Annotated in this window: 23 protein-coding genes; 9 read left to right on the forward strand and 14 right to left on the reverse strand. The window is 70.0% G+C overall.

The annotated features are described in order from the left end of the window. Nucleotides 1-38 precede the first annotated feature (38 nt). The 4 genes from LXT21_RS41800 to LXT21_RS41815 all read right to left on the reverse strand — a co-directional run bounded on the left by LXT21_RS41800 (nucleotide 39) and on the right by LXT21_RS41815 (nucleotide 4,674). Nucleotides 39-1,421, reverse strand: coding sequence for a type IV pilus twitching motility protein PilT (locus LXT21_RS41800; protein ID WP_254043846.1), 1,383 nt, complete (start codon nucleotides 1,419-1,421; stop codon nucleotides 39-41). A gap of 133 nt (nucleotides 1,422-1,554) precedes the next feature. Next, nucleotides 1,555-1,956, reverse strand: a complete 402-nt coding sequence (gene rpsI / locus LXT21_RS41805) for a 30S ribosomal protein S9 (protein ID WP_046712181.1) — start codon at nucleotides 1,954-1,956, stop codon at nucleotides 1,555-1,557. A gap of 14 nt (nucleotides 1,957-1,970) precedes the next feature. Continuing rightward, a complete protein-coding gene (rplM, locus tag LXT21_RS41810; RefSeq protein WP_046712180.1) occupies nucleotides 1,971-2,417 on the reverse strand; it encodes a 50S ribosomal protein L13 in 447 nt (148 codons plus the stop codon). 181 nt (nucleotides 2,418-2,598) lie between these two features. Continuing rightward, on the reverse strand, nucleotides 2,599-4,674 hold the full coding sequence (locus tag LXT21_RS41815; protein ID WP_254043847.1) for an ATP-dependent helicase: 2,076 nt from the start codon (nucleotides 4,672-4,674) through the stop codon (nucleotides 2,599-2,601). Between the two features lie 34 nt (nucleotides 4,675-4,708). Between LXT21_RS41815 and LXT21_RS41820 the strand changes: the two genes are divergently transcribed. Together LXT21_RS41820 and LXT21_RS41825 are read left to right on the forward strand one after the other, a co-directional pair. Continuing rightward, nucleotides 4,709-5,272 carry a hypothetical protein gene (locus tag LXT21_RS41820; protein ID WP_407667100.1) on the forward strand — a complete coding sequence of 188 codons (564 nt, stop codon included), beginning with the start codon at nucleotides 4,709-4,711 and terminating at the stop codon, nucleotides 5,270-5,272. Between the two features lie 29 nt (nucleotides 5,273-5,301). Continuing rightward, complete coding sequence (locus LXT21_RS41825; RefSeq protein ID WP_254043848.1) at nucleotides 5,302-5,799, forward strand: caib/baif family protein; 498 nt, start codon at nucleotides 5,302-5,304, stop codon at nucleotides 5,797-5,799. A 31-nt stretch (nucleotides 5,800-5,830) separates the two neighbouring features. On the opposite strand, the gene LXT21_RS41830 is transcribed toward LXT21_RS41825, so the two are convergent. Both LXT21_RS41830 and LXT21_RS41835 read right to left on the reverse strand, forming a co-directional pair. Next, a complete protein-coding gene (locus LXT21_RS41830) occupies nucleotides 5,831-7,018 on the reverse strand; it encodes a class I SAM-dependent rRNA methyltransferase (protein WP_254043849.1) in 1,188 nt (395 codons plus the stop codon). Nucleotides 7,019-7,023: 5 nt separating this feature from the next. Beyond that, the gene (locus tag LXT21_RS41835) at nucleotides 7,024-8,241 is read right to left on the reverse strand and encodes a metallopeptidase family protein (RefSeq protein ID WP_254043850.1); all 1,218 of its coding nucleotides are present in this window, start codon (nucleotides 8,239-8,241) and stop codon (nucleotides 7,024-7,026) included. A gap of 107 nt (nucleotides 8,242-8,348) precedes the next feature. Between LXT21_RS41835 and LXT21_RS41840 the strand changes: the two genes are divergently transcribed. Then, the gene (locus LXT21_RS41840; protein WP_254043851.1) at nucleotides 8,349-8,936 is read left to right on the forward strand and encodes a Maf family protein; all 588 of its coding nucleotides are present in this window, start codon (nucleotides 8,349-8,351) and stop codon (nucleotides 8,934-8,936) included. 2 nt (nucleotides 8,937-8,938) lie between these two features. Here LXT21_RS41840 and LXT21_RS41845 read toward each other — a convergent pair whose 3' ends face one another. Further along, the gene (locus LXT21_RS41845) at nucleotides 8,939-9,901 is read right to left on the reverse strand and encodes a hypothetical protein (RefSeq protein WP_254043852.1); all 963 of its coding nucleotides are present in this window, start codon (nucleotides 9,899-9,901) and stop codon (nucleotides 8,939-8,941) included. Between the two features lie 13 nt (nucleotides 9,902-9,914). Continuing rightward, on the reverse strand, nucleotides 9,915-10,991 hold the full coding sequence (locus tag LXT21_RS41850; protein WP_254043853.1) for a zinc ribbon domain-containing protein: 1,077 nt from the start codon (nucleotides 10,989-10,991) through the stop codon (nucleotides 9,915-9,917). Nucleotides 10,992-11,397: 406 nt separating this feature from the next. Between LXT21_RS41850 and LXT21_RS41855 the strand changes: the two genes are divergently transcribed. Then, a complete protein-coding gene (locus tag LXT21_RS41855) occupies nucleotides 11,398-11,640 on the forward strand; it encodes a hypothetical protein (protein ID WP_141333144.1) in 243 nt (80 codons plus the stop codon). A gap of 80 nt (nucleotides 11,641-11,720) precedes the next feature. Here LXT21_RS41855 and LXT21_RS41860 read toward each other — a convergent pair whose 3' ends face one another. Both LXT21_RS41860 and LXT21_RS41865 read right to left on the reverse strand, forming a co-directional pair. Continuing rightward, complete coding sequence (locus LXT21_RS41860; protein ID WP_254043854.1) at nucleotides 11,721-11,975, reverse strand: hypothetical protein; 255 nt, start codon at nucleotides 11,973-11,975, stop codon at nucleotides 11,721-11,723. A 350-nt stretch (nucleotides 11,976-12,325) separates the two neighbouring features. Continuing rightward, on the reverse strand, nucleotides 12,326-13,837 hold the full coding sequence (locus LXT21_RS41865) for a TolB family protein (protein WP_254043940.1): 1,512 nt from the start codon (nucleotides 13,835-13,837) through the stop codon (nucleotides 12,326-12,328). 120 nt (nucleotides 13,838-13,957) lie between these two features. On the opposite strand from LXT21_RS41865, the gene LXT21_RS41870 reads away from it, so the two are divergent. After that, entirely contained in the window at nucleotides 13,958-14,755 is a 798-nt protein-coding gene (locus tag LXT21_RS41870) for a TatD family hydrolase (protein WP_254043855.1), read from the forward strand. Between the two features lie 28 nt (nucleotides 14,756-14,783). Continuing rightward, the gene (locus LXT21_RS41875; protein ID WP_254043856.1) at nucleotides 14,784-15,677 is read left to right on the forward strand and encodes a tRNA threonylcarbamoyladenosine dehydratase; all 894 of its coding nucleotides are present in this window, start codon (nucleotides 14,784-14,786) and stop codon (nucleotides 15,675-15,677) included. A gap of 4 nt (nucleotides 15,678-15,681) precedes the next feature. Here the strand turns inward: LXT21_RS41875 and LXT21_RS41880 are convergent, their stop codons facing one another. After that, nucleotides 15,682-16,668 (reverse strand): PD-(D/E)XK nuclease family protein, encoded by a 987-nt coding sequence (locus LXT21_RS41880; RefSeq protein ID WP_254043857.1) that lies wholly within the window; start codon nucleotides 16,666-16,668, stop codon nucleotides 15,682-15,684. A 124-nt stretch (nucleotides 16,669-16,792) separates the two neighbouring features. Here LXT21_RS41880 and LXT21_RS41885 point away from each other — a divergent pair, with 124 nt between their 5' ends. The 3 genes from LXT21_RS41885 (at nucleotide 16,793) to LXT21_RS41895 (ending at nucleotide 19,579) form a co-directional block, all read left to right on the forward strand. Continuing rightward, the gene (locus LXT21_RS41885; RefSeq protein WP_254043858.1) at nucleotides 16,793-17,602 is read left to right on the forward strand and encodes an SDR family oxidoreductase; all 810 of its coding nucleotides are present in this window, start codon (nucleotides 16,793-16,795) and stop codon (nucleotides 17,600-17,602) included. Between the two features lie 512 nt (nucleotides 17,603-18,114). Continuing rightward, entirely contained in the window at nucleotides 18,115-19,197 is a 1,083-nt protein-coding gene (gene mutY / locus LXT21_RS41890) for an A/G-specific adenine glycosylase (protein ID WP_254043859.1), read from the forward strand. Between the two features lie 223 nt (nucleotides 19,198-19,420). Further along, nucleotides 19,421-19,579 (forward strand): DUF2934 domain-containing protein, encoded by a 159-nt coding sequence (locus tag LXT21_RS41895; RefSeq protein WP_254043860.1) that lies wholly within the window; start codon nucleotides 19,421-19,423, stop codon nucleotides 19,577-19,579. A gap of 50 nt (nucleotides 19,580-19,629) precedes the next feature. On the opposite strand, the gene LXT21_RS41900 is transcribed toward LXT21_RS41895, so the two are convergent. The 3 genes from LXT21_RS41900 to LXT21_RS41910 all read right to left on the reverse strand — a co-directional run bounded on the left by LXT21_RS41900 (nucleotide 19,630) and on the right by LXT21_RS41910 (nucleotide 25,228). Further along, nucleotides 19,630-20,721 carry a uroporphyrinogen decarboxylase/cobalamine-independent methonine synthase family protein gene (locus LXT21_RS41900; protein ID WP_254043861.1) on the reverse strand — a complete coding sequence of 364 codons (1,092 nt, stop codon included), beginning with the start codon at nucleotides 20,719-20,721 and terminating at the stop codon, nucleotides 19,630-19,632. 98 nt (nucleotides 20,722-20,819) lie between these two features. Next, nucleotides 20,820-24,335 carry a methionine synthase gene (gene metH / locus LXT21_RS41905; RefSeq protein WP_254043862.1) on the reverse strand — a complete coding sequence of 1,172 codons (3,516 nt, stop codon included), beginning with the start codon at nucleotides 24,333-24,335 and terminating at the stop codon, nucleotides 20,820-20,822. Further along, on the reverse strand, nucleotides 24,332-25,228 hold the full coding sequence (locus LXT21_RS41910; RefSeq protein ID WP_254043863.1) for an ArsR/SmtB family transcription factor: 897 nt from the start codon (nucleotides 25,226-25,228) through the stop codon (nucleotides 24,332-24,334). Before LXT21_RS41910 ends, metH begins: the two co-directional genes overlap by 4 nt. Between the last annotated feature and the right edge of the window lie 16 nt (nucleotides 25,229-25,244).

Genomic DNA, 25,244 nt, shown 5'->3' on the forward strand with positions numbered 1-25,244 from the left:
CCGCAAACAGCGGCCTCGACTCACGGTGCCCCAGCAACTCAGAAGCGTTCGATCTGGAAGTCGTCATCCCCCCCCGCCGCCGGAGCAGGCGCGGGGGCTGGGGCGGGAGGACGGGCCGCAGGTGGAGGCGCGGCGGGGCGCATGGCCTGAGCGGGCGCGGGCGGACGCGCGACGTTCGGCGCCGGGGGCGTCGCGGGACGCGCGACCTGGACCGGAGCCGGCGTGGGCGGCGCGGCGGGAGGCGGCGCCGCACCCACGGGCGCGCCCTTCTGCGCGAAGGCGGCCGAGCCCGGAATCGGACGGGCCTCACCCGGCTTCGCGTCGAAGCTGTCCCACTTGGAGTCGGACGTGCCGCTGATGCCAGAGAAGCGCAGCGCGAAGTCGTCCGGGTTGGACGCCTGACGGTGGGCCTCGTCGTAGGTGACAAGTCCCTGGCGCACCAGGCTCATCAGCGACTGGTCGAAGGTCTGCATCCCGTACGAGTCCGTACCCTGCGCAATCGCGTCGTGGATCTCCTTCGTGCGGTCCTTGTCCTCGATGAGCTCGCGCACGCGCGCGGTGACGCGCAGCACCTCCACCGCGGCCACGCGGCCCTTGCCGTCCGCGCGCGGCACCAGTCGCTGGCTGACCACGCCCTTGAGCACCGAGGCCAGCTGGATGCGCACCTGCTTCTGCTGGTGCGGAGGGAAGGCGGAGACGATGCGGTTCACCGTCTCCGTCGCGTCCAGCGTGTGCAGCGTGGACATGACCAGGTGGCCCGTCTCCGCCGCGTGCAGCGCCGTCTCGATGGTCTCGTGGTCTCGCATCTCGCCCACGAGGATGACGTCGGGGTCCTGCCGCAGCGCGCTCTTGAGCGCCTGCGCGAAGCTCATCGTGTCCACGCCCACCTCGCGCTGGTTCACGATGGAGCGCTTGTCGCGAATGAGGAACTCGATGGGGTCCTCAATCGTCATGATGTGGCTGGTCTCGTTGGAGTTGATGTGGTCGATCATCGCCGCCAACGTGGTCGACTTGCCGGAGCCCGTCGTGCCCGTCACCAGGATGAGACCGCGCTCCTCGCCACAAATCTTCGCCAGCACCTGCGGCAACAGCAGGTCCTGCATCGTCATCACCTTGAACGGGATGACTCGCAGCACCGCGCCCACGGTGCCGCGCTGCTGGAAGACGTTCACTCGGAAGCGGCCCAGGCCCGGGACTCCGTAGGCCAGGTCCACCTCGTTGCTCGACTTGAACTTCTCCTTCTGGAACTCGTTCATGATGCCGAACGCCATCCGCGCCACTTCCTCGGGCGGAAGGCGACGGCCGTCCTTCAACGGCACCAATGAGCCATCCACCCGGAACATGGGCGGCAGACCGGCCTTGAGATGAATGTCGGAGGCACCGCCGCGCAGGGCGATCTGGAGGATCTCATTGAGTTCCATGGGCGTCGCGAATGGTAGCAGACGCTCCCGCGCCCGCGCGACACACCATGGAGTGAGTCCCCGAAAACACCACGGCGGAGACCCTCGTGAGAGAGCCTCCGCCGCGGAGACAGCGAGCAACCAACCGGTGAGGTTAGCGCTTGGAGAACTGGAACCGGCGACGCGCGCCCGGCTGACCGTACTTCTTGCGCTCGACCGCGCGAGCATCACGCGTGAGGAAGCCGGCCTTCTTCAGCGCCGGACGGAACTCCGGGTTGAAGGCGCACAGGGCGCGGGCGATGCCGTGACGGATGGCGCCGGCCTGGCCGGAGAGACCGCCGCCGCGAACGTTCACGGTGACGTCGAGCTTCCCCTTCTGCTCGAGGATCTCGAGGGGCTGATTGAGCACCATCTTCGAGGTCTCGCGACCGAAGTAGTCGTTGATCTCACGACCGTTGATGGTGACCTGACCCGTGCCGGGACGCAGCCAGACGCGAGCGGTGGCCTCCTTGCGGCGGCCGGTGGCGTAGAAACCGAGCTCTTGGTGGATGGGCATGGACGTTGTCTCCCTTACGCCTCAACCGAGTACGCAGCCGGCTTCTGGGCGGCGTGGGGGTGGGTATCACCCGCGTAGACCTTCAGCTTCGTCATCATCTGCCGACCCAGCGCGTTGCGGGGCAGCATGCGGCGAACCGCGTTGATGACGATGTCCTCGGGGTGGCGCTGGCGGAGCTTCTCCAGGTTGGTGATCTTCAGGGCACCGGGGAAACCCGCGCGCGGGTGCCGGTAGTACATCTTGTCCTTCTCCTTCGTCCCCGTCACCTTCACCTTGTCGGCGTTGATGACGATGACGTGGTCGCCCGTGTCGATGGACGGCGTGTAGATGGCCTTGTGCTTGCCCTTGAGCAAGGTGGCAATCTGGCTCGCCGCGCGGCCCAGCACCTTGTCGGACACGTCGATGACGTGCCACTGGCGCTTGATGTCCCCAGCCTTCGCGCTGTAGGTCTTCTGCGACATTTCGTGCACTCCAAACTTCTCGCGGTCGCCAGGTGCATGCCGGGGACCGCATCTCGTGCGGAACCAACCACAGGTCCTCCACGAAACATCCGAAGAGGCCCGGAAAGGCCGAACCTCCTAGCGGTCATGGAGGATCAAGTCAAGGTTGGCGGAGCCCTCGGAGCCACGGAAGGCCCTTTACCTACCCCACCCTACCTCCAGGCGGCGCGCCTCCACCTCCCACGGCGCCCGGCGGGGGCTTCTTGAAGCGCTCCTTGAGGTTGGCGAAGAAGTTCTTCTCCTCCGTCGTCGGCGGCCCCTGACGCGGCGCATCAGGCGTCACCAGCTCGATGACGTCCTCGGGCAGGTCCTCCAGGAAGCGGGACGGCGTCCGGGGGACCTCCTTGCCACGCTTCACGCGGGTGACGGCGCGGGTGAGGTAGAGCAGCTCCTTGGCGCGGGTGATGCCCACGTAGCAGAGCCGGCGCTCCTCCTCGAGGTTCTGCGCCTCGCCCTGCATGCCGCCGTGGGGCATCAGGTCCTCCTCCATCCCGATGAAGAAGACGAGCCGGTACTCCAGGCCCTTGGAGGAGTGGATGGTCATCAGGGTGACGCGGCGATTGCTGCCCGGGACGTCCTCGTCGTCCTCCTGCTTGTTGTCCAGGCTCAGCCGGTTCAGGTAGGTGAGCAGACTGGCCTTGGGGCCCTCGCGCTTCTCGAAGCGCTCCAAGGAGTCGATGACACCGTCCACGCCCTTGAGCTTCTTGTCCGCGCTGGTGGCGCTGGTGGCGTGCGCGCGCGTGGCGTCCCGGAAGCCAATCTCCTCCAAGAGCTTGCGCGTGGCCACGGCCAGCTGCCCCGCCTCGTAAGCCGCGCGGTAGCGCTCGATGAGGTCCACGAACTCGTGCACCTTGGCGCCCGCGCCCGGGGGCAGGTCGTCGTACTCGGACGCCTTGCGCATCACCGTCCACAGCGTGACGCCCTCCGCGCGCGAGTGCGCGTGCAGCCGCTCCACCGTCACGTCGCCGATGCCGCGCGACGGGACGTTGATGATGCGCATGAGCGAGATTTCGTCCAGCCGGTTCACGATGACCTTGAAGTACGCGATGACGTCCTTCACCTCGCGCCGGTCGAAGAACTCGCTGCCGCCCACCACCTCGTAGGCGATGTTCTTCTCGCGCAGCATCTCCTCGATGGGGTGCGACTGGCCGTTGGTCCGGTAGAGCACCGCGATGTCGTCCGCGGGGACGCCCAGGGAGATGTGCTTCTGGATTTCGTGCGCGACGAAGCGGGCCTCCTCCTCGTCATTGGGGCACGCCACCACCTTCACCCGGGGGCCTCCCTTGCGGTCGGTCCACATCTGCTTGGCCTTGCGCTCGGGGTTCTTCGCGATGACGGCGTTGGCCGCGTCCAGCACCATCTGAACGGAGCGGTAGTTCTGCTCCAGGCGCACCTCCTTCCCTCCTGGGAAGAAGTGGTCGAAGTGGAGGATGTTGCGCACCTCCGCGCCGCGCCACGAGTAGATGCACTGGTCGTCGTCCCCCACCGCGCAGACGTTCTTGGACTGCCCCGCCATCAGCTTGAGCAGCTCCAGCTGTGCGAGGTTCGTGTCCTGGAACTCGTCCACCAGCAGGTAGCGGAAGCGGTGCGTGTACTTGAGGTACAGGTCCGAGTGCTCACGGAGCAGCCGCGTGGGGAGGATGAGCAGGTCGTCGAAGTCCACCGAGCCCTGCGCCTTCAGCGCGAGCTGGTAGTCCGGGTAGACCATGTGGGTGATGAGGTCGTAGTCGTCGCCGCTGCCCTCGGGCTTGGTCTCGGGCGCCTGGCCGGAGTTCTTCGCCTTGGAGATGAGCCCCAGCACCTTGCGCGCGTCGAAGGCGCGGTCGTCGATGCGGTGATCCCTCATGGCGCGGCGGATGATGGCCAGCTGGTCGCCCATGTCCGCGATGGCGAACTTCTTGGGCCAACCCAGCCGGTGGATGTCCTCGCGGAGCATCTCCGCGCCAAAGGCGTGGAAGGTGCACACGAGCACGCCCTGGGCGCGGGGCCCGGCCATGTGGACCAGGCGCTCCTTCATCTCCGAGGCCGCCTTGTTGGTGAAGGTGACGGCCAGGATGTTGCGAGCCAGGATGTGGTCTGGCCGCTCGTTGAGCAGGTGGACGATGCGGTGGGTGATGACGCGGGTCTTCCCGCTCCCAGCACCCGCGAGGACCAGCAAGGGACCCTGGAGGGTGACCACGGCCTCGCGCTGAGGAGGATTGAGCTTCGAGAGGTCCATTGCGCGCGGGGCGGGGATACCTTTTGATTCGGCCGTGCGCGACAACTTTCTCCCAAGCCTCGCCCTCCTCCTGCTCGCGCTCGCCCCGGGTGTCGGGTGTACCAAAGCGGAGGGCACCTCCGAGGACGTGACGGCCACCATCCCCGCCGCCAGTGCGCCCTGCGTGTACTTCAAGACGCTGGCACCGTTCCTGCCGGAGGAGCTGGAGGGCTTCACCGTCGCGCGCACCCAGGGCTCCACCGGCAAGTACGGTGAGGTGTCCGTGTCGGAGGCGGAGCGGCTGTTCACGCGAGGTGAGGGCCGAGAGGTGAAGGTGCGCATCGTGGACACCACGATGGGGCAGAAGATTGGTCAGGCCATCCGGGACGCGGCCGAGCGGGCCAAGGACCGACCCGCGAGCGACCCCGCGGCGCCCATCCACTGGAAGGACGCGGTGGGCTTCGTGAGGTACGACGCGGAGGAGGCGCTGGCGGAGGCGAACCTGTTGGTGGGAGATCGCTTCGTGGTGGCCGTCACCAGCCGGGGCTTTCCGGGCACGGTGGAGGTGCGGCGGGTGGCGCGAGGAATCGACCTGGCCGGGCTGGCCCGGCTTCAGTGAAGTCCGACAATGGGCAAGGAGTGTCCCGGGTGGTGAAGGCGAAAGGTACGCGGACCGACGCAGGAGAGCTGCTCGCCGAGGAGAAGGCGGCGCGGGAGGTCGTGGCCTCGCTCGGCAAGAGGGAGTTTTTGGACCAGCTCCAGAAGCTCACCAAGAGCTACGCGTCGGACCCGGGCAACCCCGGCTCCTACGCGTGCGAGGGCTGTCAGCGCTGCGCCAACTGCATGTTCTGCAAGGACTGCGACAGCTGCTTCCAATGCACGCACTGCACCCGGTGCGAGCTGTGCAACAACTGCTCGCACTGCGTGGAGTGCAAGAGCTGCCATGCGTGCGCCTACTGCCTGCAGAGCGAGAACTGCACCACCAGCGCCTACCTGGTGATGTGCCGCAACCTGCAGGACTGCAACTACTGCTTCGGCTGCGTGGGCCTGGCGAAGAAGGACTTCCACATCCTCAACGTCCCCTTCCCCCGGACCGAGTACTTCAAGGTCGTGGGCAAGCTGCGCAAGGAGCTGGGGCTGTCGTAGTGCCCCTCGCGCGGGTCCGGCCCGGCCCGCGTCAGAGCGCCCGGACGTAGAGCGCCTTGAGGTACTCCGTCTCCGGCAGGCCCGCGAGCACGGGGTGGTCCAGGCCCGCGCCCCGGCGCTCCAGAATCTGCACCGGGCGCTTCGCGTCCGCGGCGGCGCCCAGCAGCATCTCCTCGAAGCCCGCGCGGTCCAGCTTGCCCGAGCACGAGCAGGTGACGAGCACGCCGTCCGGCTTCAGGCAGCGCAGCGCGCGCAGGTTCAGCTCGTGGTACGCGCGCAGGGCGGTCTCCAGCCCCTCGCGGCGCTTGGCGAGGCCCGGCGGGTCCAACACGATGAAGTCGAAGCGGCGGCTCTGCGAGTCGAAGCGCTTGAGCACGTCGAAGGCGTTCGCGTGCTCCACGGTGACGTTCGTCCGGCCGTTGGCGCGGGCGTTGTCGCCGATGCGCGCCGCGGCCTTCTCGTCCTGCTCCACCGCGATGACGGACGTGCAGTTGCGGGCCAGCGAGAGCGCGAAGCCGCCGTGGTAGCTGAAGAGGTCCAGCGCCTCGCCACGCGCCAGCTCGCCAGCGCGCAGGTGGTTGTCCACCTGGTCCAGGAACGCGCCCGTCTTCATGTCGCCCAGCAGGTCCACGTCGAAGCGGTTGTCGCCCTCGTGGTACGTGAAGCGCGACTCGCCCTGGCCGTGCAGGAAGCGCGTCTCGCGCGGCAGGCCCTCGAAGTCGCGGCCGGAAGCGTCGTCGCGGCACACCACGTGGGTGGCGCCGGTGAGCTCCACCAGCATCTTCGCCAAGGACTCCTTGCGCGCGTCCATGCCCTCGGAGAGCGTCTGGAGGGTGAGGCCCTTGCCGTAGCGGTCCACGAAGAGGCCGGGCAGCAGGTCCGCCTCGCCGTGCACCAGCCGCAGGCCATCACGCCTGGCCAGCGAGGACCTGCGGGCAATCGCGGCCTCCAGGCGCTTGCGGAAGAAGGCGTCGTTCACCTGCAGCTCGCGCGGGGGCGTGCGCGTCAGGAGGCGCAGCGCCAGCGGGGAGCGCCGGGCGTAGAGGGCCTGGCCGATGGGGTTGCCCTGGGAGTCGACCACGAGCACCACCGCGCCGGGGCCCGTCACGTCGGGCGGGGCGGCCAGCTCGGTGCGGTACAGCCAGGGGTTGCCCGCGCGCAGGGACTTCGCGCCCTTGGGGCTCGTGCGTGCAACGGGAAGCGTTACGGGGATGGCCATTCGCGTCACTCCAGGCCGCGCGCGGCCAGTTCTTCATCGTCCTCGCCGCGCAGATGCCCGATTTCGTGGAGCAATGTCACGCGAATCTGTTCGCGGAGCTCCGCCGGCGTGCGCACGGCCCGGGCCAGGTTGCGCCGGTACAGCACCACCGAGCGGCACGGCGACTCCAACCCATCACACGGCGCGCCCAGGGGCGGACCCCGGAACAGGCCCAGAATCGTGGGGGACAGGGGCGGCTGGTTGGCCAGGAGGTCCACCTCGGCGGGCAGCTCCTCCGCGGTGACGGGGATGCCCTCCAGGTCATTGCGCATGTCCGAGGGAAGCGCGGAGACGGCGCGGGCCACGTCCACGCGGAAGGTGTCCTCGGAGGGCAAGGGCGGCGAGGGGAAGTCCTCGGGCGAGAGGGCGCGCGCCTTGTCGAAGTGCACCTGCGCCTGCTTCCACTTCCCTTCCCGCTCCAGCAACAGGCCCAGGTGCTGGTGCGCGTGCGCTGCGCGCTCCGCGTCGTCGACGAGCCCCTGGAAGGCGCGCTTCGCCTCGGAGAAGCGGCACAGCTCGAAGAGGGCCAGGGCCCGCTCGTAGAGCGCCTCACGGCTGCCGGGCTCTCGGGCGAGGACGATGGCGGCTCGGGCGAGGGCCTCCTCCGCCTGGCCCAGGTCGTTGAAGGCCATGGCCGACACCAGCGCCAGGTGCGGAATGAGCTCTGGGGGCGTGCCGGGCTGGGACAGGCCGCGCTCGGCGTAGAGCGTGCCCAGTTCGTCGCGCTCGCGCGTGGAGGTCATCTGCACCGCGTACAGGTGGGCCGCGCCGAGCAACGCGTCCGCGTCTCCCGGGTCGATGGCGAGCGCCCGGGCGAAGGCGAGCTGCGCGTCCGACTCGCGCCCCAGGGCGGCCAGCGCGACACCGCGTTCGGCGTGGGCGGAGGCCAGGTCCGGCTCCAGGGCCGCCGCCTGCGCCGCGCAGGACAAGGCCTCCTCGAAGCGCCCCGCGTCGTAGTAGCCGCGCGCCGCGTCGAGCGGAGAGCCGCCACGGGCCTGACACACCGCGAGCGGCTGCACCGGCCGCGCGGCTTCACCGGGCTCGTCCGAGGGTGCGACACTGGCCGACGAGGCCTTCGCCGCCGACACCTCGGGCGGTCCGGCGTCTCCCGTCTCCGGGGCCGAGGCGTTCCGCTTGCAGGCGGTGAGGAGGAGACAGAGGGCGAGCAGACCGCGCCGCGACATGGGCCGTCACGCTACGGCATCACCCCAGGGGCCGGGAAGCAGGGACGTGCAAGCTCGCTCGGGGGGCGGCGGCGCGGCACGCCTCGGGTGCACTAGGGTGGCGCCCCATGAGACCCTTGATTCTGGCCTCCACTTCCAGTGCCCGCCGCTCGCTGATGGATGGTCTCGCCCTGCCCTATCGCGCCGTGAGCCCGGGCGTCGACGAGACGGTGGCGGCACCTCTCTCCGCCCGCGAGGCCGTCCGGGAGCTGGCGGCTCGCAAGGCGCGCGCCGTCCACGCACGACATCCCGACGCCTGGGTGCTCGGCGCTGACCAGTTGGTCGAGGTGGACGGCCTGACACTCACCAAGCCCATCGACCGCGACGCGGCGAGAGGCCAGCTCCAGAAGCTCCTGGGCCACACCCACGACATCCACACCGGCGTGTGCCTGGTGGGCCCAGGCGGGTCCATCGACGAAGCCGTGGAGACCGCGCGCCTCACGTTCCACGACGTCACGACCGATGAGTTGGAGCGCTACCTGGACCTGAACGAGTGGGAGGGATGCTGCGGCAGCTACCGCGTGGAGGGGGCGGGACAGGCGCTGCTGGCGCGGCTCGACGGCGACCGCTCCAACGTACAGGGCCTGCCCATGGTGACGGTGGTGCGGCTGCTCCGACAGGCGGGCTTCACCTTCTTCGAGCACCACCAGCGCTGACGTCACCCGACGGTGGACAGCTCCGCGAGAATCTCCTGGTACGCGGCGCGAGCCTTGTCGGCCTGGTCCGCCTTGAAGCTGGCCGCCGCCACCACCGGATGCCCGCCGCCACCGTACCGCCCCGCGATGGCGGACAGGTCATGCTGGCGCAGCTCCGGCTTCCACGGGTTGGAGCCAAGCGACACCTTCGCGCGCGACGTCCCCCGCCCCACCCACAGCGTGTAGCGCGCGTCCGGATAGAGCGCATACGCGATGAACTTGTTGAGGCTGTCCACGCCCTCGTCCACGAGGTCGAAGAAGACGACGCCGCGCTCGTAGCGGGCCCGCGAGCGCACCAGCTCGATGTTCGCCTGGTGTCGCGCGAGCAGCGGCGCCAGCGGCCCCGCGATGAGGGGCGCGGCGGCGATGTCCGCGAGCGACTCCGACTGCATGCGGCGGATGACCTCGGGGATGAGCGCCGGGTCCTTGTTCGCCTCCAACACCGTCATGATGCGCAGCGCGGGCTCCTCCAGCGCCACCGCCATCTGGGGCGAAGGGAACTGGGCGCCGTCGATGAGCTCCGCCCAATGGATGAGGTCCGAGAGCGCGGACGCGTCCCATCCGAACCGCTCGCGCGCCACGTCCGCCAGGTACTTCGTGCAACTCTTGCGGTGCGCGTCGTGGAATTTGCGCCCGCTCGAGTCCGCGCGGAAGTGCGCCTCGTCCCCCGGCTGCTGGAACGCGGAGGCATGGTGGTCGAACCACCACGTCAGCCGCGCGTCCTGGCTGTAGCGGAAGTCGACGATGACGTTCTCCTCGCCCGTGAAGACCGCCGGGTCGATGCCCTCCGCGCCCGGCTTGTGGTTCAGCCCCTGATAGCGGAAGGCCGCGTCCGCGCGGACACGCTCCCGATAGAAGCGGGTGAACACCGCGGCGCTCGCGGCGCCGTCGAAGCAGTTGTCGTGGAACAGGACCTGGACGTTCATGGCGGGCGCCCGTTTACTGCAACGCGAGCCCCTCGCCCACCGCGGTGAAGGACTCCTGCCCTCCCGTGTCGCCTGGCCGTGCGTCACCTGACCCGGCGGCCACCACCGCGAGCCCCACCAGTCGACCATCCGGCAACAGCCCGCAGCCCAGCGTGCCCCGCGCGCCCGCGGACGTGCTCAGCGTGTACAGCTTCGAGCGCGCCCCCAACGCCGCGGGCGACGTCGTGCGCGCCTCCTCGCCCGTGCCCACCGCGCTCAGCAGCCCCTGGCAGCCCGCCTCCAGCTTCACGCCCGTGGAGCGCTCCACCCAGAGGAAACCGTAGCGCCCGCGCGCCAGGTCACCGAAGCCCACGCCACTGCCATGCAACGTCGCCGCGGGCAGCGCCAGGTGCGTGGCGAGCTGCTCCCGCGTCAGCCGCTCCCAGCCCACCGGCAGCTCCAGCCGATACCCCAGCTCGCTGCCCACCAGGAGCTGCCGCACGCCCCCGCCGCCCAACGAAGCCCCCGTGCCCGGCAGCGCCAGCAACACGGCCGAGGTCAGCGCCGTGGCCAGCCCCAACCCCAGGCCCGCATAGCGCCGCGAAGGGCCGGGCTCACCCACCACCAGGAACAAGGCCACCAGCCCCAGCGCGAAGTAGGCCACGTGCACGGGGGCCGTCGGCGCTCCACGCGCGAGCCACGCCGTGGCGAGGAGCTGCACCGCCAGGCCCATCTGAGCGATGCCCTTCACCGGCCCCCGGTTGAGCACCAGCACCAACGCGAGCACCAGGTCCAACGCCACCAGCCCGTACGTCCACGACGGGTCCTGCAGCGAGCCCAACACCCCACCGGCGCGCAGGAACCACGCGGCCGCGCCCGCCCCCAGCACCGCCGCCACCGGGCCCGGATGCGCGGAGACGGCGCTCGTCACCAGGTCGCCGCCAAAGACGGTCGCCTCGTCGTCCACCGGGTCCGCCAGCCGGTCCAGCCGCGTGCGGCCGACCTTCTTGTAGGACTGGAGATGGTCGAAGGGCTCGCCACATGCGGGACAGGCCGCGGCGCCCCGGGGAATGGGGCTGTGACCACAGCTGGGGCAGAGGGTCTGAGGCATGGTGCGCGTATACCGCACCGAACACTCCGCCCACGAGGGCGCGACGCCCATGTCAGCCCACACCCCCAACTGCCAATTTTTTGACCAAATCAGGGGGGCGCTGGCGACACCTGGGTCATTCAAGACTGAGCGCACTCGCCGTGTTCGCAGCTTGTAGTGAACTCTCGATTCTTGAACGAAACGTCGAGATTGCGGGGTTGGATGAACGAATTAACTCGACAGAACGAGGAACCCCTCCGGGGTTGCGGTGCTCTGCGTCGGGTGCCGAACCAGGAACCCCGCTCCGTGACAGGGAAAACCCTTAGTACGCGTTACCCGTCAGGTGAGCGTCCGGCTGGCACCTCGTCTGCATATGTCAGACCCCAGGTGTACTCACCCGCGCAGCAACGCGTGGTGGGAGGAGCACATGGCCAAGACGACGACACGCAAGAGCGTCACGGTGCGCCGACAAGGGCGGCGGGTGATGCCAGCACTGCGGCGGACGGCTCAGCGGGCCCGGGTGGCCGCCGAGAAGGCCCACCTCACCGTGGGGGAAGTCATCGCCGCTGCCTTCGACACGGCGGGCGGTGAGCTCGGTGAGGCGCTGGCGGTGATGACGTCACCGCAGATGACGCGGGCCCTGGGGCGCCGCATCGTCGTGGTGGGCTGAAACCCTCCGCTTTTTTCAGCGTAGGAACTACCGGTCGCCCGCACCGTGGCTCGTGAGCCTCGGCACCAGGGTTCCCAGCTTCACTCCCCGGCCATGAGCACGCCGGTGGTGTAGTGCTGTCGGGTGGGCTCACCCGCCAGCGCGCGAGCGAAGTCCTCGGCCTTGTTGGGGTGCACCAGGAAGGTGCCCGCGCGCGTCTGGAGGCGCACAGGCGCCATGTCCGGGTGCGGGTCCGCGGACACGTTGCCACCGCCGCCCGCGTCCACCGGCGAGGCCGGGAGCGTGGCGCAGCCGGCGAACAACCACACTCCCAACGTCACGAGAAGCAGCTTCATCCGCGTCCTCCGGGACAGAGGCCACCAGGCCCGTCAGCCGGGCCCCTCTATTCCCGTGGCCCCCGGACAGGCAAGGCCCGCTGCGTCGCACGCGGAGGACGACAGGCCCGGACCGTGGACCTGTCCACGGAACGCTCGAGCGGACACGTCGGTGGTCGCGGTCACCCAGACGAGGAGGGTTCAAGCCACTCCCCGCCGGGGCGTCACGACTCGCCGAGGTCCAGCGAGGCCGCCAGCGAGGAGGGTTCGGCCACTCCCCGCCGGGGCGTCACGACTCGCGGAGGTTCAGCGAGGCTGCCAGCGAGGAGGGGTCGGCCACTCCTCGCCGGGGCGTCACGACTCGCGGAGGTTCAGCGAGGCTGCCAGCGAGGACGGTGGTCGTCGCTGTCGCCCGTCTGCAGCGTGAAGCCCGCCCTCGGGTGGATGATGGCGGCGCCCTCCTGCGCGCCCGTGGCCGGGTCGATGCGCTGCACGTGCAGCTCCCCCGCCTTGATGAACGCGATGAAGCGGCCATCCGGCGAGAACGACGGCAGCGTGCCGTCATCCACCAGCCGCACCTCGGTGCCCGTGGCGGAGCCGTCCTGCGGGTTGATGGCGCGCAGGAAGATGACGTTGCCCGAGCGGTTCTGGCACGGGGACACCGCGCCGCCGCACAGCACCGCTCCGCCCGTCGTGGGCCGGAAGTAGTACGCACGCACATACGCGGCCCAGGTGCCATCCGGCGACCAGATGGGGCTCGCGATGAACGAGTCCACGGTGCCGTCGGTGGACGCCTCGGTGGACACGTCCGCGACGAGCTGGGGCGCGCCGCCGCCCGTCACGTTGATGTTGTAGAGCCGGACCAGCGGCGTGGGCGTGGTGTCGCCATCGAAGGTCACCAGCTCGTTGTTCGGGTTGGCCAGGAACAGGAGCTGGTCATTCACGCGGTTGTAGTGCGCCTGCTCCGCCGTCGTCCCGGCGTTGGCCAGCGGCGTCGGCGCGGTGCCCGCGCCACTGGAGGTGAACAGGCCCTCGCCGTTCACGTTGTAGACGAACGTCGTCCCGTCACGCGACCAGTCCGGGAACGCGCCCGTCGTCGTCGCCTGCGTCACGCCCCCGGCGCCCCCCGGCGTCACCACCGAGATGCCGGAGCGCTGGCTGCCGTTCTGCCGCACCCACGCGATGGCCGTGCCCGGCTCCCACTCCATGGAGCGGAAGGCCTCCGTGTTGCCCGTGCCGCCGTCGGCGACGACCACGGCCTGTCCCTCCACGAGCGGAACCTCGCGCACGGTGAGGTCTCCAGCGCGCTTCTCCGTCGAGGTGTCCACCGCGCCCTGCGCGAACGAGAGGTGCGTACCGCCCGGACCCCAGCGCGGATAGCGGCTGTCCGTGCCCGCCGCGCTCAGCGACGTCACGCCCGGCGTGTCGTAGCGCATCACCAGCGCCGCGGAGACGCCGGCATCGTCCCGGCCCGTCACCGCGACGTGCATCGCCTGGCACGTGAGCGGCGCGCCCTCGCAGCGAAGCCCCGGACCGCAGTCCGCGGACGCCGTGCAGGCATCCCCCTTCGCGCCGGTGCCCTGACCGCCCCCATCGGGCGTGCCCGCGTCGTCACCCGTGCCCGCGTCGATGTCCCCCCCGTCCGGCACGCCCGCGTCGGGAACACCCGCGTCCTCGTCTCCGCCGCCCGCGTCCGGCTCGGGGGTCGGCGTCTGGATGGGGCGCTGCTCGCACTTGTTGTCGCCGGTGCAGACCCACTCCTGTCCCTCGGCGGGCTGTCCCTTGTCACTGCGACAGTCGAACTGGTCCACACATTCGTCAGCACACCCCGTCGACAGAACCCACAGCGCGCAGCACAGCGCGCCGACGATTCGCTTGTCCATTCATCCCCTCCAATCGAGTGAAGGGCGTATAGCCTCGCGTCCGAGGGACGGAATGGTTCGCGAGGGCGGGTTGCAGTGAGCATGTTCCTGAATGAACGGCGATTCACTCCAGCGTGATGAATGATCGACACCCATTGCCATCTCGATGCGACGCGATTCGATGAGGACAGGACGCTCGTTCTGGAGCGCGCCTGGGCCGCGGGGCTGCAAGGCATCCTCGTCCCCGGCGTCGGCACCCACGACTGGGAGCCCCTGCTGCAGATGTCACGCGCGGAGCCGCGCCTCCAGGTGGGCCTGGGCATCCATCCCCAGCTGCTGCCGGACATGACGCCCGAGGAGGACGACGCGGCGCTGGAGCTGCTCGACGCGCTCCTGTCCAAGGGTGGCGCCATCGCGGTGGGCGAGTGCGGACTCGACGGTCCGTCCCTGCCCGGCGCGCCGCTCGAGCGACAGCTGTCCGTGCTGCGGCGGCACCTGGCGCTCGCGCGCAAGTACCAGCTGCCGGTGTTGATGCACTGTCACCGGCTCCACCCGGCCCTCATCGAGCTCTTCAAGCAAGAGCCACTGCCCGAGGCGGGCGTGCTCATGCACAGCTACAGCGGCGGCGTGGAGCTGGCGCGCTTCTATCTCCAGAAGGGCTGCCACTTCTCCTTCGCGGGCCCGGTGACGTGGGCCGAGGCGCGCAAGCCCCTGGACGCGCTGCGCGCCATCCCCCTGGACCGGCTGATGGCGGAGACGGACGCGCCGGACCAGGCGCCCACCCCTCACCGGGGCGGACGCTCCGAGCCGGCCTACCTGCCCCACATCCTGGAGGGGATGGCCCGCGTGCGGGGAGAGCCCCTCGACGAGGTCGCCCAGCGGACGACCGAGAATGCCCGGCACCTGTTCCGGGAAGGTTTTCCCCCCGCTTCGCGGTAGGCGAGCGGTCGCGTTATAGAGGACCCCCATGAACCCGCAGCCCCCACCGCCCACCCCTCCCCAGCCAGAGACCCCGCCCGCCACGACGGCCACGCCGAACGCGGCCACAGGCTCGCTCGCCCGGCCGTTCAAGCTGTCGCGCCGCTTCGACCGCACCGGACGCCTGTTGGGGGACAACGCCATGGAGCGGCTCGCCAACGCGCGCGTGGTGGTGTTCGGCCTGGGCGGCGTGGGCAGCTACGCGGCCGAGGGCCTTGTGCGCAGCGGCATCGGCCACCTGACGCTGGTGGACCACGACGACGTCTGCGTCACCAACACCAACCGCCAGCTCCACGCGACGGTGAAGGGCGTGGGCAAGTCGAAGGCGGAGCTGATGGCGCAGCGCTGCCGCGAAATCAACCCGGAGGCCCGGGTGGAGGCGGTGCGCGAGTTCTACCGCGAAGAGGTCGCCGAGCAGATGCTGCCCGCCGGCACGTACGACTTCGTGGTGGACGCCATCGACAACGTGAAGGCGAAGCTGCACCTGCTGCACCGGTGCGTGTCGCTGGGCATCCCCGTGGTCAGCTCCATGGGCGCCGCCGCGCGACTGGACCCGACGGCCATCCGCGTGGAGGACCTGTCCGAGACGCACATGGACCCGTTCGCCAAGGACATCCGCAAGCTGCTCAAGCGCAAGTACGGCGTGGAGACCGAGCGGCACACCGGAATCACCGCCGTCTACTCCATCGAGGCGCGCCGCATGCCGGTGGCCCTCAACTACGACGACGCGACGGACGGGTTCCTGTGTGTCTGCCCGCAGGACAACGAGTTCCACACGTGTGACCACCGCACGCAAATCGACGGCAGCGTGTCCTTCGTCACCTCGTGCTTCGGGATGAACGCCGCCGGCGTCGTGGTGCGAAGGCTCGCCTCCACGCGCTGAGGGCTCAGGCCACCTGCTGAGGCTGCAACGCTCTCGCCTGCTGCTCGGCGAGCGCCTCGGCCTCACGCCCGCAGGGCCTGCGGAACACGCAGCGCATGCAGGGGGTCAGCGTCTCCGAGCGGGGGAACGCGTCCGCGTCCAGCGGCGTGTTCATGACCGGGTCCTTCAGGAGCGCGCGCATCTTCGCCACGCTCGTCTCGAAGTGCCGGTGGAAGGAGTCCATGGCGCCCAGGTCCACCTGGACGTCCTGCTCCTTGCCCTCGTTGAGGTACACGAGCGACGCGCGCACCTTCTCCACCGGGAAGCGGTAGCGCTGCGACACGTACAGCGCGTAGCCGAGCACCTGCTCGTCATAGCCGTCGCGCGACTTGCCCGTCTTCCAGTCCACCACGACGGGCGCGCCGTCCTGGTCGACGAAGGCGAAGTCGGGGATGGCGAAGACCTTGAGGCCGCCGAGCGTGAAGTGGGCGAAGTCGAAGCCCGCGTCCACCTCCAGCCACTGCTCGGGCTTGAGGCTCTTGGCGAGCAGCGGCCAGCGCGAGTTGAAGAACCACGCGAGCGCCACGCGCACCGTCTCCCAGTTCTGCTTCCAGGCTTCGTCGGGGAGGACCTCGGCGTACTCGTGCTCCACGAGGCCGGTGAACTGCTTGCGGTACTTCTGCGTCCAGTACGCCTTGCCGCGCGAGTGGCGGTAGTCGTCCTGCATCAGCTTGCGCGCGCGAGCCTCCACCACGGCGGGGTCCACCACGCGGCCCGCGCGCCAGTCCAGCAGCACGTCCTTGATGCTCTCGTGCACGACGCTGCCCGCCCAACTGAAGCGGTTGGCCAGCTTCTTGAGCACGTACAGCTCCCGCACGTCCTTCGGCGCGTCCGACTCCCAACCGCCCCAGGAGCGGTAGTAGTAGAAGTAGTAGGAGCGCAGGCACTCGGAGAACTTCTCGTGACGGCTCTTGGACCAGGAGAAGTCGTTGTGGAGGGGTGGGCGCCGCATCGAGGCGGCGCATCCTAGGCGTTCGCTCGCTCCGCCAGAAGGGGAACAGGCAGGGAAACGAGCCCGGGGGGTGGGTTGAATGACAGTCCGGGTGAGGAACCCTGGGAGTATGGTCCGCGCCACCATGAAGAGCCGACCCCTGACGGAGCGAGTCGTCCTGATCACAGGCGCTTCCAGCGGCATCGGCCGCGCGGCGGCCCGGACCTACGCGGAGGCAGGAGCCCATGTGGTGCTCGCCGCCCGACGGCTGGAGCGGCTGGAGGACGCGGCCCGTGAAGTGGAGTCACTGGGGGTCCGGGCACTGGCGGTGCGGTGCGACGTGACCCGCGGCGAGGACGTGGAGCGACTCATGGCCCAAGTCCGCGCGGAGTTCGGTGGGCTGGACGTGTTGGTGAACAACGCGGGCCAGGGACTGTATGGGCCACTGGAGGCCATCAGCGAGGACCAGCTGCGGCAGGTGTTCGAGCTGAACGTGTTCGCGCTGTGGCGGGTGACGCGGGCGGCGCTGCCGCTGCTACGCGGGCGGCGCGGAGCGCACGTGGTGAACGTCAGCTCGGTGCTGGGGCATCGAGGGCTGCCGCTGCTGGGCGGGTACTGCGCGTCGAAGGCGGCGGTGAACGCGATGACGGAGTCCTTGCGCACGGAGCTCGCCGTCGAGGGAATCGGCGTGCGGCTGGTGTCGCCGGGCCTCACCGAGAGCGAGTTCCGGGAGCACCGGCTGAGTGCCCAGGGCTGGGCGCAGGACGCGATTCCGCTGAAGGCCATGTCGTCAGAGGAAGTGGCGCGGGCCATGGTGAAGGCGAGCGTGCGCGGACGACGCGACACCATCCTCACCCTCCCCGGCCGCGTCATGGTACTGGCCAACCGGCTCGCGCCCGGGTTGTTCGACCGGGTCGCCCACCGCATGGCCAACCCGGTGAAGAAGGACGCATGAGCCCCCGCAGTCGCCCCGCGAAGCCCGCTGTCTCGTCGGACACGCCGCCTGTCTTCCGCGAACAGGACGCCGAGGCAGCTTCAGGAGAGAAATCGGAGACTGGCGACGTGACCCGACCTCGCCGTGGACGCCCACCACGCGGAGGCAAGGCCGGGCCCCTGCCCTCGCGCGATGAGCCGACGCTCGCGGCTGCGAAAGCACAGAAGGCGTCCACTGGCTCGCTGTTCGAGTCCTCCTCGTCACGAGGAGAAGTGGGAAGGGGCACGCAGAGCGCCACGCCGCGCGAGGGAGTTGCCGAGGATGCGGCAAGCACGCCCTCGACACCGTCGAAGGCACGACGCGGACGGCCTCCGCGCACCGAGGCGACATCGACCCGAGCCCTCACGGCGACACCGAGCGCCGCGCCGCGCGAGGGAGTCCCCGGTGATGTGGAAGGCTCCCGCTCGACACCACCGAAGGCGCGTCGAGGACGCCCGCCCCGCACTGCGGCCACTTCGACCCGCGTCCCCGCGGTGGCACCCAGCGCCGCGCACCTGGCCAGCATTCGCGCGCCGCTGCTCGCCTGGTACGACCGCAACAAGCGCGACCTGCCGTGGCGCCGAACGAAGGACCCGTACGCCATCTGGCTGAGCGAGGTCATGCTCCAGCAGACACAGGTCTCCACCGTCATCCCCTACTGGGAGCGGTTCCTGAAGCGCTTCCCCACCGCGCTCGCGCTCGCCTCGGCGCCACTCGATGACGTGCTCGCTGGATGGAAGGGCCTGGGCTACTACACGCGCGCTCGCAACCTGCACCGCGCCGCACAGGACATCGTCTCGCGCTTCGGCGGCGCCCTGCCCTCCACCGCGGAGCAGCTGCTCTCACTGCCCGGCTTCGGCCGCTACACCGCGGGCGCCGTGGCCTCCATCGCCTTCGGTGAAGCAGCCCCGCTCGTCGACGGCAACGTCGCCCGCGTGCTCTCCCGACTCTTCGAGGTCGAGGGCCTGCCCGGAGACCGCGAGCGCGAGGCCACGCTGTGGGAGCTCGCGGGCCTGCTCGTGAAGGGCGAGCGCCCCGGCGACTTCAACCAGTCCCTCATGGAGCACGGCGCCACCACGTGCCGCCCGGAGAACCCACTCTGCCTGCTGTGCCCCGTGCTCGCGGGCTGCGTCGCCTTCAAGAAGGGCCGCGTCGCCGAGCTGCCTCCCGCCAAGGTGCGCGCCACGCCGAAGAAGCTGACGCTGGCCCTGGCCGTGTGGGCCCATGCGGACACGCTGCTGTTCGCCCGCCGCGCGGACTCGGGCCTCTTCGGTGGGCTGTGGGAGCTCCCCGCCGCCGAGGTGGACGAGGACGCCACCGGCGAGGAGACCACGCTGCGCCTCACCGCCGCGCTCGGCACCGGCGTGAGGCTGGAGTCCCTCATCGGCACCGTGAAGCGGCAGCTCACCCACCGCGACCTCACGCTGCGCCTGTACCGTGTGTCCGGCCCCAAGCGCCCCACCCACTCCGCCGCCTTCCAGGAGCTGCGCTGGTGCACGCCCGCGGAGGCCGCGGCGCTCGGCATGAGCACGGCGATGCAGCGCGCCCTGGACGCCGTGGTGGGCACGCAAGCGTAGGGCCGCCACCTCCTCGGGTCGCCGCGCCGCTCGCCCCAGCTGTCCGCCCGTCGACACGCCCCGGGACGTCGTGTTGCTTCGACAACCCCCGCCAGGTCGGGTCGCTTTCGCGCGTCTCGCACGCGACTCAAGCTTCGCGCGCCCTTTCACCGGAGGCGGCCCGATGGCTCGAAACAACGCACCCAAGTCGACCCCGCACACGAAATCCCAGCACGCGGAACACATGCATGAGCCGCAGGGCCCTCACGCGCGCTCCGACATCTCTCACGAGCAGATTGCCCGGCGCGCCTACGAAATCTACATGGGCCGCGGAGGCAGGCCCGGCAACCACGAGCAGGACTGGCAACAAGCCGAGCGCGAGCTGAAGCTCGGCCGTCATTAGCTGCCCGCCGCATGGGCCCGTGTCCACCCCGGGCCCATGCGCGCAGCGAATCAGTGGGGCGGCGGCGAGTGCAGCACGGGGCGTTCGGCCTCGAGCGCGCCTCGCAACCTGCGCTGCGCCACCTTCAGCTCCGAGAGGATGCGCTCCGCGTCCTGCACCGAGCGCATCGCCAAGCCGCACGCCGGCGTCAGCAGCACCGTGGACACGGCCCGGGGGAACGAGAAGCCCCTCGGCAGCGCGGCCTTCAACGAGGCCTCCACCGAATCCGCCAGCTCCGTCACCTCGTACGTCGACGCGAGGTCCGTGGGGATGATGCCCAGGCTCAGCGTCGCGCCAGAGTGCAGGTAGCGCTCCAGCGCGTCCTTCTCCTCCAGCATCGCGTCGAGCGACAGCCGCACGTCCAGCGACAACAGGTCCGCCTGAGCATCCAGCAGCGCGCTCCAGTCCGTGTTGCCACAGCAGTGCAGGCCCACCAGCGCGCCCTCCCGCTGGAGCGCGACAATCAGGAGCCGCAGCTCCTGCACCGCCAACAGGTGCCGCGGATTGACGCGCTGGAACGCATACAGGCCCGGCTCGTCGAGGAAGAACAGCGGCGTGGTGCCCGCGCGCCGCAGCGCCTTCACCATGGCCAGGGAGCGCGCCAGCACCAGTCGATAGATGGCCTGGTCCAGCCCCGGCACCTCCAGCGCGGACAGGCCCGAGTCCGTCCTCGCCACCGAGCGCACCGTGAAGGGGCCGGCGAGCTGCGCCTTCGCGAAGGCCAGCTTGCGGTGCTCCACCTCCCACAGGAACGGCCGCCACGCGCGGCACGCCTCGGGCGAAGGCTCGTACGCCTCCAGCGCCCCGGCGGCGAGCGCGGACTCCAGCTTCGCCTCGAACTCCGCGCGCCCCGCCTCCCAGGCCTGGAGGTCCACCGTGCACAGGCCCTCGTCGTCGAACCGCAGCCCGGGCAACCCCTCCAGCGCCGCGGGAATCATCAGCTCGGAGGGCTTTCCCACCGGCAGCTGCGGCAGGAAGGGGATGTCCATCGACAAGGCGACCTGGAGCCCCAGCTCCACCTGCGTGTGGGGCAGGCTCCCGATGCCCGTGGTCGCACAGGCGGGCAGCAACTGGACGGCTCGACGGATGTTCGGCGCGCTCATAGGCGCGGGAGTCTAACCGCTCCCCTTCGCCACGGCGCGCCTCGATGGCCCCGGGCGGGTCCCGAGGGCCCCCTACCCCAGGGGCCCCCGCGTCCGAATCAGGACACCGAGAAGTACGAGGCCTGGGGGTGGTGGAAGACGATGGCGGAGACCGAGGCCTCGGGCTCCATCATGCAGCCGTCGGTGAGCTGCACCCCAATCTCCTCCGGACGCAGCGCCTCGAAGAGCTTCGACTGGTCCTCCAGCCGGGGGCACGCGGGGTAGCCGAACGAGTAGCGCTTGCCCGCGTACTCCGCCCGGAAGCGCTCCAGCATCGTCATGTCCGGCTTGTCCGGCGTGCCCCACATGCTGCGCAGCTGCGTGTGCAAGAGCTCCGCGTAGCCCTCCGCCGTCTCCAGCGCGAGCGCCTGCACCGCGTGCATCTTCAGGAACTCGCCCTTGGCCTTGAGGCCCTCGGCCAGCTCGCGGATGCCCGAGCCCGCCGTCACCACGAACATGGCCACGTTGTCGGTGGGCACGCCGCGCTCCAGCGGCCGCAGGTAGTCGGCCAGGCACAGGCCCCCATCGCGGTCCTGCCGGGGGAAGTCGAAGCTCGCCGCCTCGCGGCCCGTCTTCCCGTCGAACAGCACCACGCGGTTGCCGTCGCTGCCCGCCTTGTAGAACTGGAACACCGCGCGCGCCTGCATGAGCCCGCCGCGCAGCATGCCCTTGAGCTCCTCCACCGCCTCCTTCAGGGCCAGCGCCTTGCGCCCCTCCTCCGTCTTCGCCAGCTCCGCCTCGGCCGGCGTCCCCAGCGCGCGCGACGACGTGCGCAGGCCCAGGTGGCGCCCGTACAGCATCACCGGGTTGATGAACTTCCAGATGTGGTCCAGCGGCGTGTTCGTCAGCACGTGCCGCTCGAAGTCCGGCGCGGATGGCACCGTGTCCAGCACGCGAATCTCCGCGCTGCGCCCCCGCGCCACCACCGCCTCCACGCGCGGACGCTCCTTGACCTCCTGGGCCAGCTTCACGCGGCGCTCGGCCAGCTCACCGCGCAGCTTCGCGTGTGACGACGGGTCGACGATCTGCTTGGCCAGGTCCAGGCCGTTCATCGCGTCCTGCGCGTAGGCCACCGTGCCGCCGCCGTACGCCGGCGCGATGTTGCGGTCCACGAAGTTGCGGCTGAGCGCGGCGCCGCCCACCAGGATGGGCACCTCCACGCCCGCGCGCTTGAGGTCCTCCGCCGTGGCCACCATCTGGTGCGCGCTCTTCACCAGCAGCCCCGACAGGCCGAGGATGTCCGGCTGGTGCTCGCGCACCGCCTGCACCAGTTGCTCGGGCGGCACCTTGATGCCCAGATTGACGACGTGGAAGCCGTTGTTGGCGAGGATGATCTCCACCAGGTTCTTCCCGATGTCGTGGACGTCCCCCTTCACCGTGGCCAGGACGATCTTCCCGCGCATGGCCGCCTTGGAGGAGCTCATGTGCGGCTCCAGGAAGCCCACCGCGGCCTTCATCGACTCGGCGCTCTGGAGCACCTCGGCGACAATCAGCTCGTTGGCGCCGAAGAGCCGGCCCACCTCGTCCATGCCCTTCATCAGGGGGCCGTTGATGATGTCCAGCGGCGCGTACTTCGTGAGCGCCTCCTCCAGGTCCGCGAAGAGGCCGTCGCGCGAGCCCTCGATGATGTAGCGCTGCAGCCGCTCCTCCAGGGGCAGCGTGCTCACCGCCACCTTGACGGCCTTGCGCTCACGGAAGTGCGCGGCGAAGGGCGTCACCGGATCCGCGCCCCGGTTGTAGAGCAGGTCCTCCGCCAGCGTGCGCTCCTCCTCGGGCAGGGACGCGTAGCGCTCCAGCTTCTCCGAGTTGACCAGCGCCATGTCCAGGCCCGCCTGGACGCAGTGGTACAGGAAGACGGAGTTGAGCACCTCGCGGCCCGCGGTGGGCAGGCCGAAGGACACGTTGGAGATGCCCAGCACCGTGCGGCACTGCGGGAAGCGCTGCTTGATGAGGCGCACGCCCTCCACCGTCTCCACGCCGCTGCCCGTGTACTGCGCGTCGCCGGAGGCGCACGGGAAGACGAGCGGGTCGAAGTAGAGGTCCTCGGCGCGCATGCCGTACTTCTTCGTGAGCAGCTCGAACGAGCGCTCCGCCACGGCGAGCTTGCGCTCACGCGTCACGGCCATGCCCACCTCGTCGATGCAGCCCACCACCAGCGCCGCGCCGAAGCGCCGGGCCAGGGGCACCACCTTCTCGAAGCGCTCCTCGCCGTCCTCCAGGTTGACGGAGTTGATGATGGCCTTGCCCTGGCTGTACGTCAGCGCCATCTCCAGGACGCGCTCGTCCGTGGAGTCGATCATCAAGGGCACGCGCACCTTCTTGACGACCACCTCCAGGAACTGGCGCATGTCCTCCAGCTCGTCGCGGTCCGGGTTGGCCAGGCAGATGTCGATGACCTGCGCGCCCCGCTTCACCTGCGCGCGAGCAATCTCCGACGCGTCCTCCAACTGCCCCGCGACGATGAGCTCCTTGAACTTCTTGCTGCCAATGACGTTGGTGCGCTCGCCGACGATGACCGGGCGCACGTCGTCCGTCACATCCAGGTAGTCCACGCCCGACAGCGTCGAGCGGGGCTTGGGCACGTTCGTGCGGGGCTTGAGCCCCTTCACCGCCTGGGACACCGCGCGGATGTGCGCCTCCGTGGTGCCGCAACAGCCGCCCACCACGTTGAGCCAGCCCTGCTCACAGAAGCGTGTGAGCGAGCGCGCAATCATGTCCGGCGTCTCCAGGTAGTGGCCGTTCTCGTCCGGAAGGCCCGCGTTGGGCACGCACGACACCGGGAACGGGCTCAGCTCCGACAAGGAGCGCAGGTGGTCCGTCATGAAGTCCGGACCCGTGGCGCAGTTGAGGCCCAGGTAGAGCAGCTCCCAGTGCTCCAGCGACGCCGCCAGGCTCTCCACGCTCTGCCCCGCGAGCATGGTGCCCATGGGCTCAATCGTGCCCGACACCGCCACCGGCAACGCGTAGCCCAGCTTCTGGAACGCGCGGTCGATGCCCAGGAGCGCCGCCTTGATGTTGCGCGTGTCCTGGCACGTCTCCACCAGCAGGTAGTCGGAGCCGCCCAGCGCGAGCCCCTCCGCCTGCACGGCGAAGTTGTCCACCAGCTCCTCGAAGGTGATGCCGCCCGTGACGCTGATGGCCTTGGTGGTGGGGCCCACCGAGCCCGCCACCCAGCGGATGCGGCCGTCCTTCGCCTCGGCGGCCTCGGCGGCCTCGCGGGCGAGCCTTGCGGAGGCCTGGTTGATTTCGAGCGCCTTGTGCCCCAGGCCGAACTCGTTGAGCACCAGCGGCGTGCCGCCGAAGCTGTCCGTCTCCGTCACGTCCGCGCCCGCGGCGAAGTAGCGCGCGTGGATGTCCCGGATGAGCTCCGGCCGGGTGAGGACCAGGTTCTCGTTGCAGCCCTCGAACTCGGCGCCGCCGAAGTCCGCGGCCTTGAGGTCATGCTGTTGCAACAGCGTCCCCATGGCGCCATCCAGCACCAGCACGCGCTCACGCATGGCGGAGCGCAGGGCCTCCACGCGGCGGCCATGCTCTCCAGGAGGGGGAGGAAGGGCGGTGGGCGTCGGGCTCGTCATGATGGCTTCACTCCTGTCAGCAGAAAGACTCGAAAGGGGCTGGCGCCGTCGCGGGCGTGCGACTCGCGGGACAGCTGCGCGAACCCGTGCTCTCGCAAGCGGGCCTCGAGCTGTGAGGGCTCGAAGCCCAGGTGGCGGTGGCCCAGCCGGTCCACCACCCAGCGCTCGTCATGCGGCATCAACTCCAGCACCACCAGCCGGCCGCCCGGCTTGAGCAGGCGCGCGGCCTCGGCCAGCACCGCCGCCGGCTCCTCCACGTGGTGCAGGCTCTGTGAAATCACCACCAGGTCCAGCTGGCCCGATTCCAACGACAGCCGGTGCAGGTCTTCGCAGAGGAAGCTCACGTTGGTGAGGCCCCCGCCGGCCGCGCGCTCCCGCGCCTGCTCCAGCGCGACGGCGTTCTGGTCAATGGCCCACACGTGCCGCGCCCACCGGCCCAGCGCCACGCTCAACACGCCCGTCCCACAACCGAAGTCCGCGACGTCCAGCGGCGGCAGCAGCGACGCCAGCGCGCCCGCCCACAGGAACCACGACTGCCCCGGCTCCAGGAGCCGCTCGTTGAGGGCCTGACGGTCCTCGCGGGCACGCAAGAGGTCCTTGAGCCGCGCCGAGTCCCCCGCCGCGTCCTCCGCCTCGCGCGCCAGCCGGATGAGCGGCCAGCGGGAGTCCTCCCCGCCCAGCGCCAGCGAGTAGTAGCTGAAGCCCGCCTGCCGCTCCTCGCGGATGAGCCCCAGCCCCTTGAGCTTGCCCAGGTGATGGGACACCGAGGACTGCGCCACCCCGACGAGCGACACGAGCTCCGTCACGTTCAGCGGCGCCTCCGACACCAGTCGGAGGATGCGCAGCCGCGTCGGGTCGCCGAGCGCCCGGAAGGATTGGGACAGAGCTTCCATATCGCCGCATCAACAT

The sequence above is a fragment of the Myxococcus guangdongensis genome, from assembly GCF_024198255.1.
GTDB lineage: Bacteria > Myxococcota > Myxococcia > Myxococcales > Myxococcaceae > Myxococcus > Myxococcus guangdongensis.

Bases quoted from the DNA above. Each gene is read 5' to 3' on its own strand.
- LXT21_RS41910 (WP_254043863.1), bottom strand. From the start codon at position 25,228: ATGGAAGCTCTGTCCCAATCCTTCCGGGCGCTCGGCGACCCGACGCGG.
- LXT21_RS41815 (WP_254043847.1), bottom strand. From the start codon at position 4,674: ATGGACCTCTCGAAGCTCAATCCTCCTCAGCGCGAGGCCGTGGTCACC.
- rpsI (WP_046712181.1), bottom strand. From the start codon at position 1,956: ATGCCCATCCACCAAGAGCTCGGTTTCTACGCCACCGGCCGCCGCAAG.
- LXT21_RS41895 (WP_254043860.1), top strand. From the start codon at position 19,421: ATGCATGAGCCGCAGGGCCCTCACGCGCGCTCCGACATCTCTCACGAG.
- LXT21_RS41855 (WP_141333144.1), top strand. From the start codon at position 11,398: ATGGCCAAGACGACGACACGCAAGAGCGTCACGGTGCGCCGACAAGGG.
- LXT21_RS41900 (WP_254043861.1), bottom strand. From the start codon at position 20,721: ATGAGCGCGCCGAACATCCGTCGAGCCGTCCAGTTGCTGCCCGCCTGT.
- LXT21_RS41850 (WP_254043853.1), bottom strand. From the start codon at position 10,991: ATGCCTCAGACCCTCTGCCCCAGCTGTGGTCACAGCCCCATTCCCCGG.
- LXT21_RS41830 (WP_254043849.1), bottom strand. From the start codon at position 7,018: ATGGCCATCCCCGTAACGCTTCCCGTTGCACGCACGAGCCCCAAGGGC.
- LXT21_RS41870 (WP_254043855.1), top strand. From the start codon at position 13,958: ATGATCGACACCCATTGCCATCTCGATGCGACGCGATTCGATGAGGAC.
- LXT21_RS41860 (WP_254043854.1), bottom strand. From the start codon at position 11,975: ATGAAGCTGCTTCTCGTGACGTTGGGAGTGTGGTTGTTCGCCGGCTGC.
- rplM (WP_046712180.1), bottom strand. From the start codon at position 2,417: ATGTCGCAGAAGACCTACAGCGCGAAGGCTGGGGACATCAAGCGCCAG.
- LXT21_RS41840 (WP_254043851.1), top strand. From the start codon at position 8,349: ATGAGACCCTTGATTCTGGCCTCCACTTCCAGTGCCCGCCGCTCGCTG.
- LXT21_RS41835 (WP_254043850.1), bottom strand. From the start codon at position 8,241: ATGTCGCGGCGCGGTCTGCTCGCCCTCTGTCTCCTCCTCACCGCCTGC.
- LXT21_RS41845 (WP_254043852.1), bottom strand. From the start codon at position 9,901: ATGAACGTCCAGGTCCTGTTCCACGACAACTGCTTCGACGGCGCCGCG.
- LXT21_RS41880 (WP_254043857.1), bottom strand. From the start codon at position 16,668: ATGCGGCGCCCACCCCTCCACAACGACTTCTCCTGGTCCAAGAGCCGT.
- metH (WP_254043862.1), bottom strand. From the start codon at position 24,335: ATGACGAGCCCGACGCCCACCGCCCTTCCTCCCCCTCCTGGAGAGCAT.
- LXT21_RS41885 (WP_254043858.1), top strand. From the start codon at position 16,793: ATGAAGAGCCGACCCCTGACGGAGCGAGTCGTCCTGATCACAGGCGCT.
- LXT21_RS41800 (WP_254043846.1), bottom strand. From the start codon at position 1,421: ATGGAACTCAATGAGATCCTCCAGATCGCCCTGCGCGGCGGTGCCTCC.
- LXT21_RS41865 (WP_254043940.1), bottom strand. From the start codon at position 13,837: ATGGACAAGCGAATCGTCGGCGCGCTGTGCTGCGCGCTGTGGGTTCTG.
- LXT21_RS41875 (WP_254043856.1), top strand. From the start codon at position 14,784: ATGAACCCGCAGCCCCCACCGCCCACCCCTCCCCAGCCAGAGACCCCG.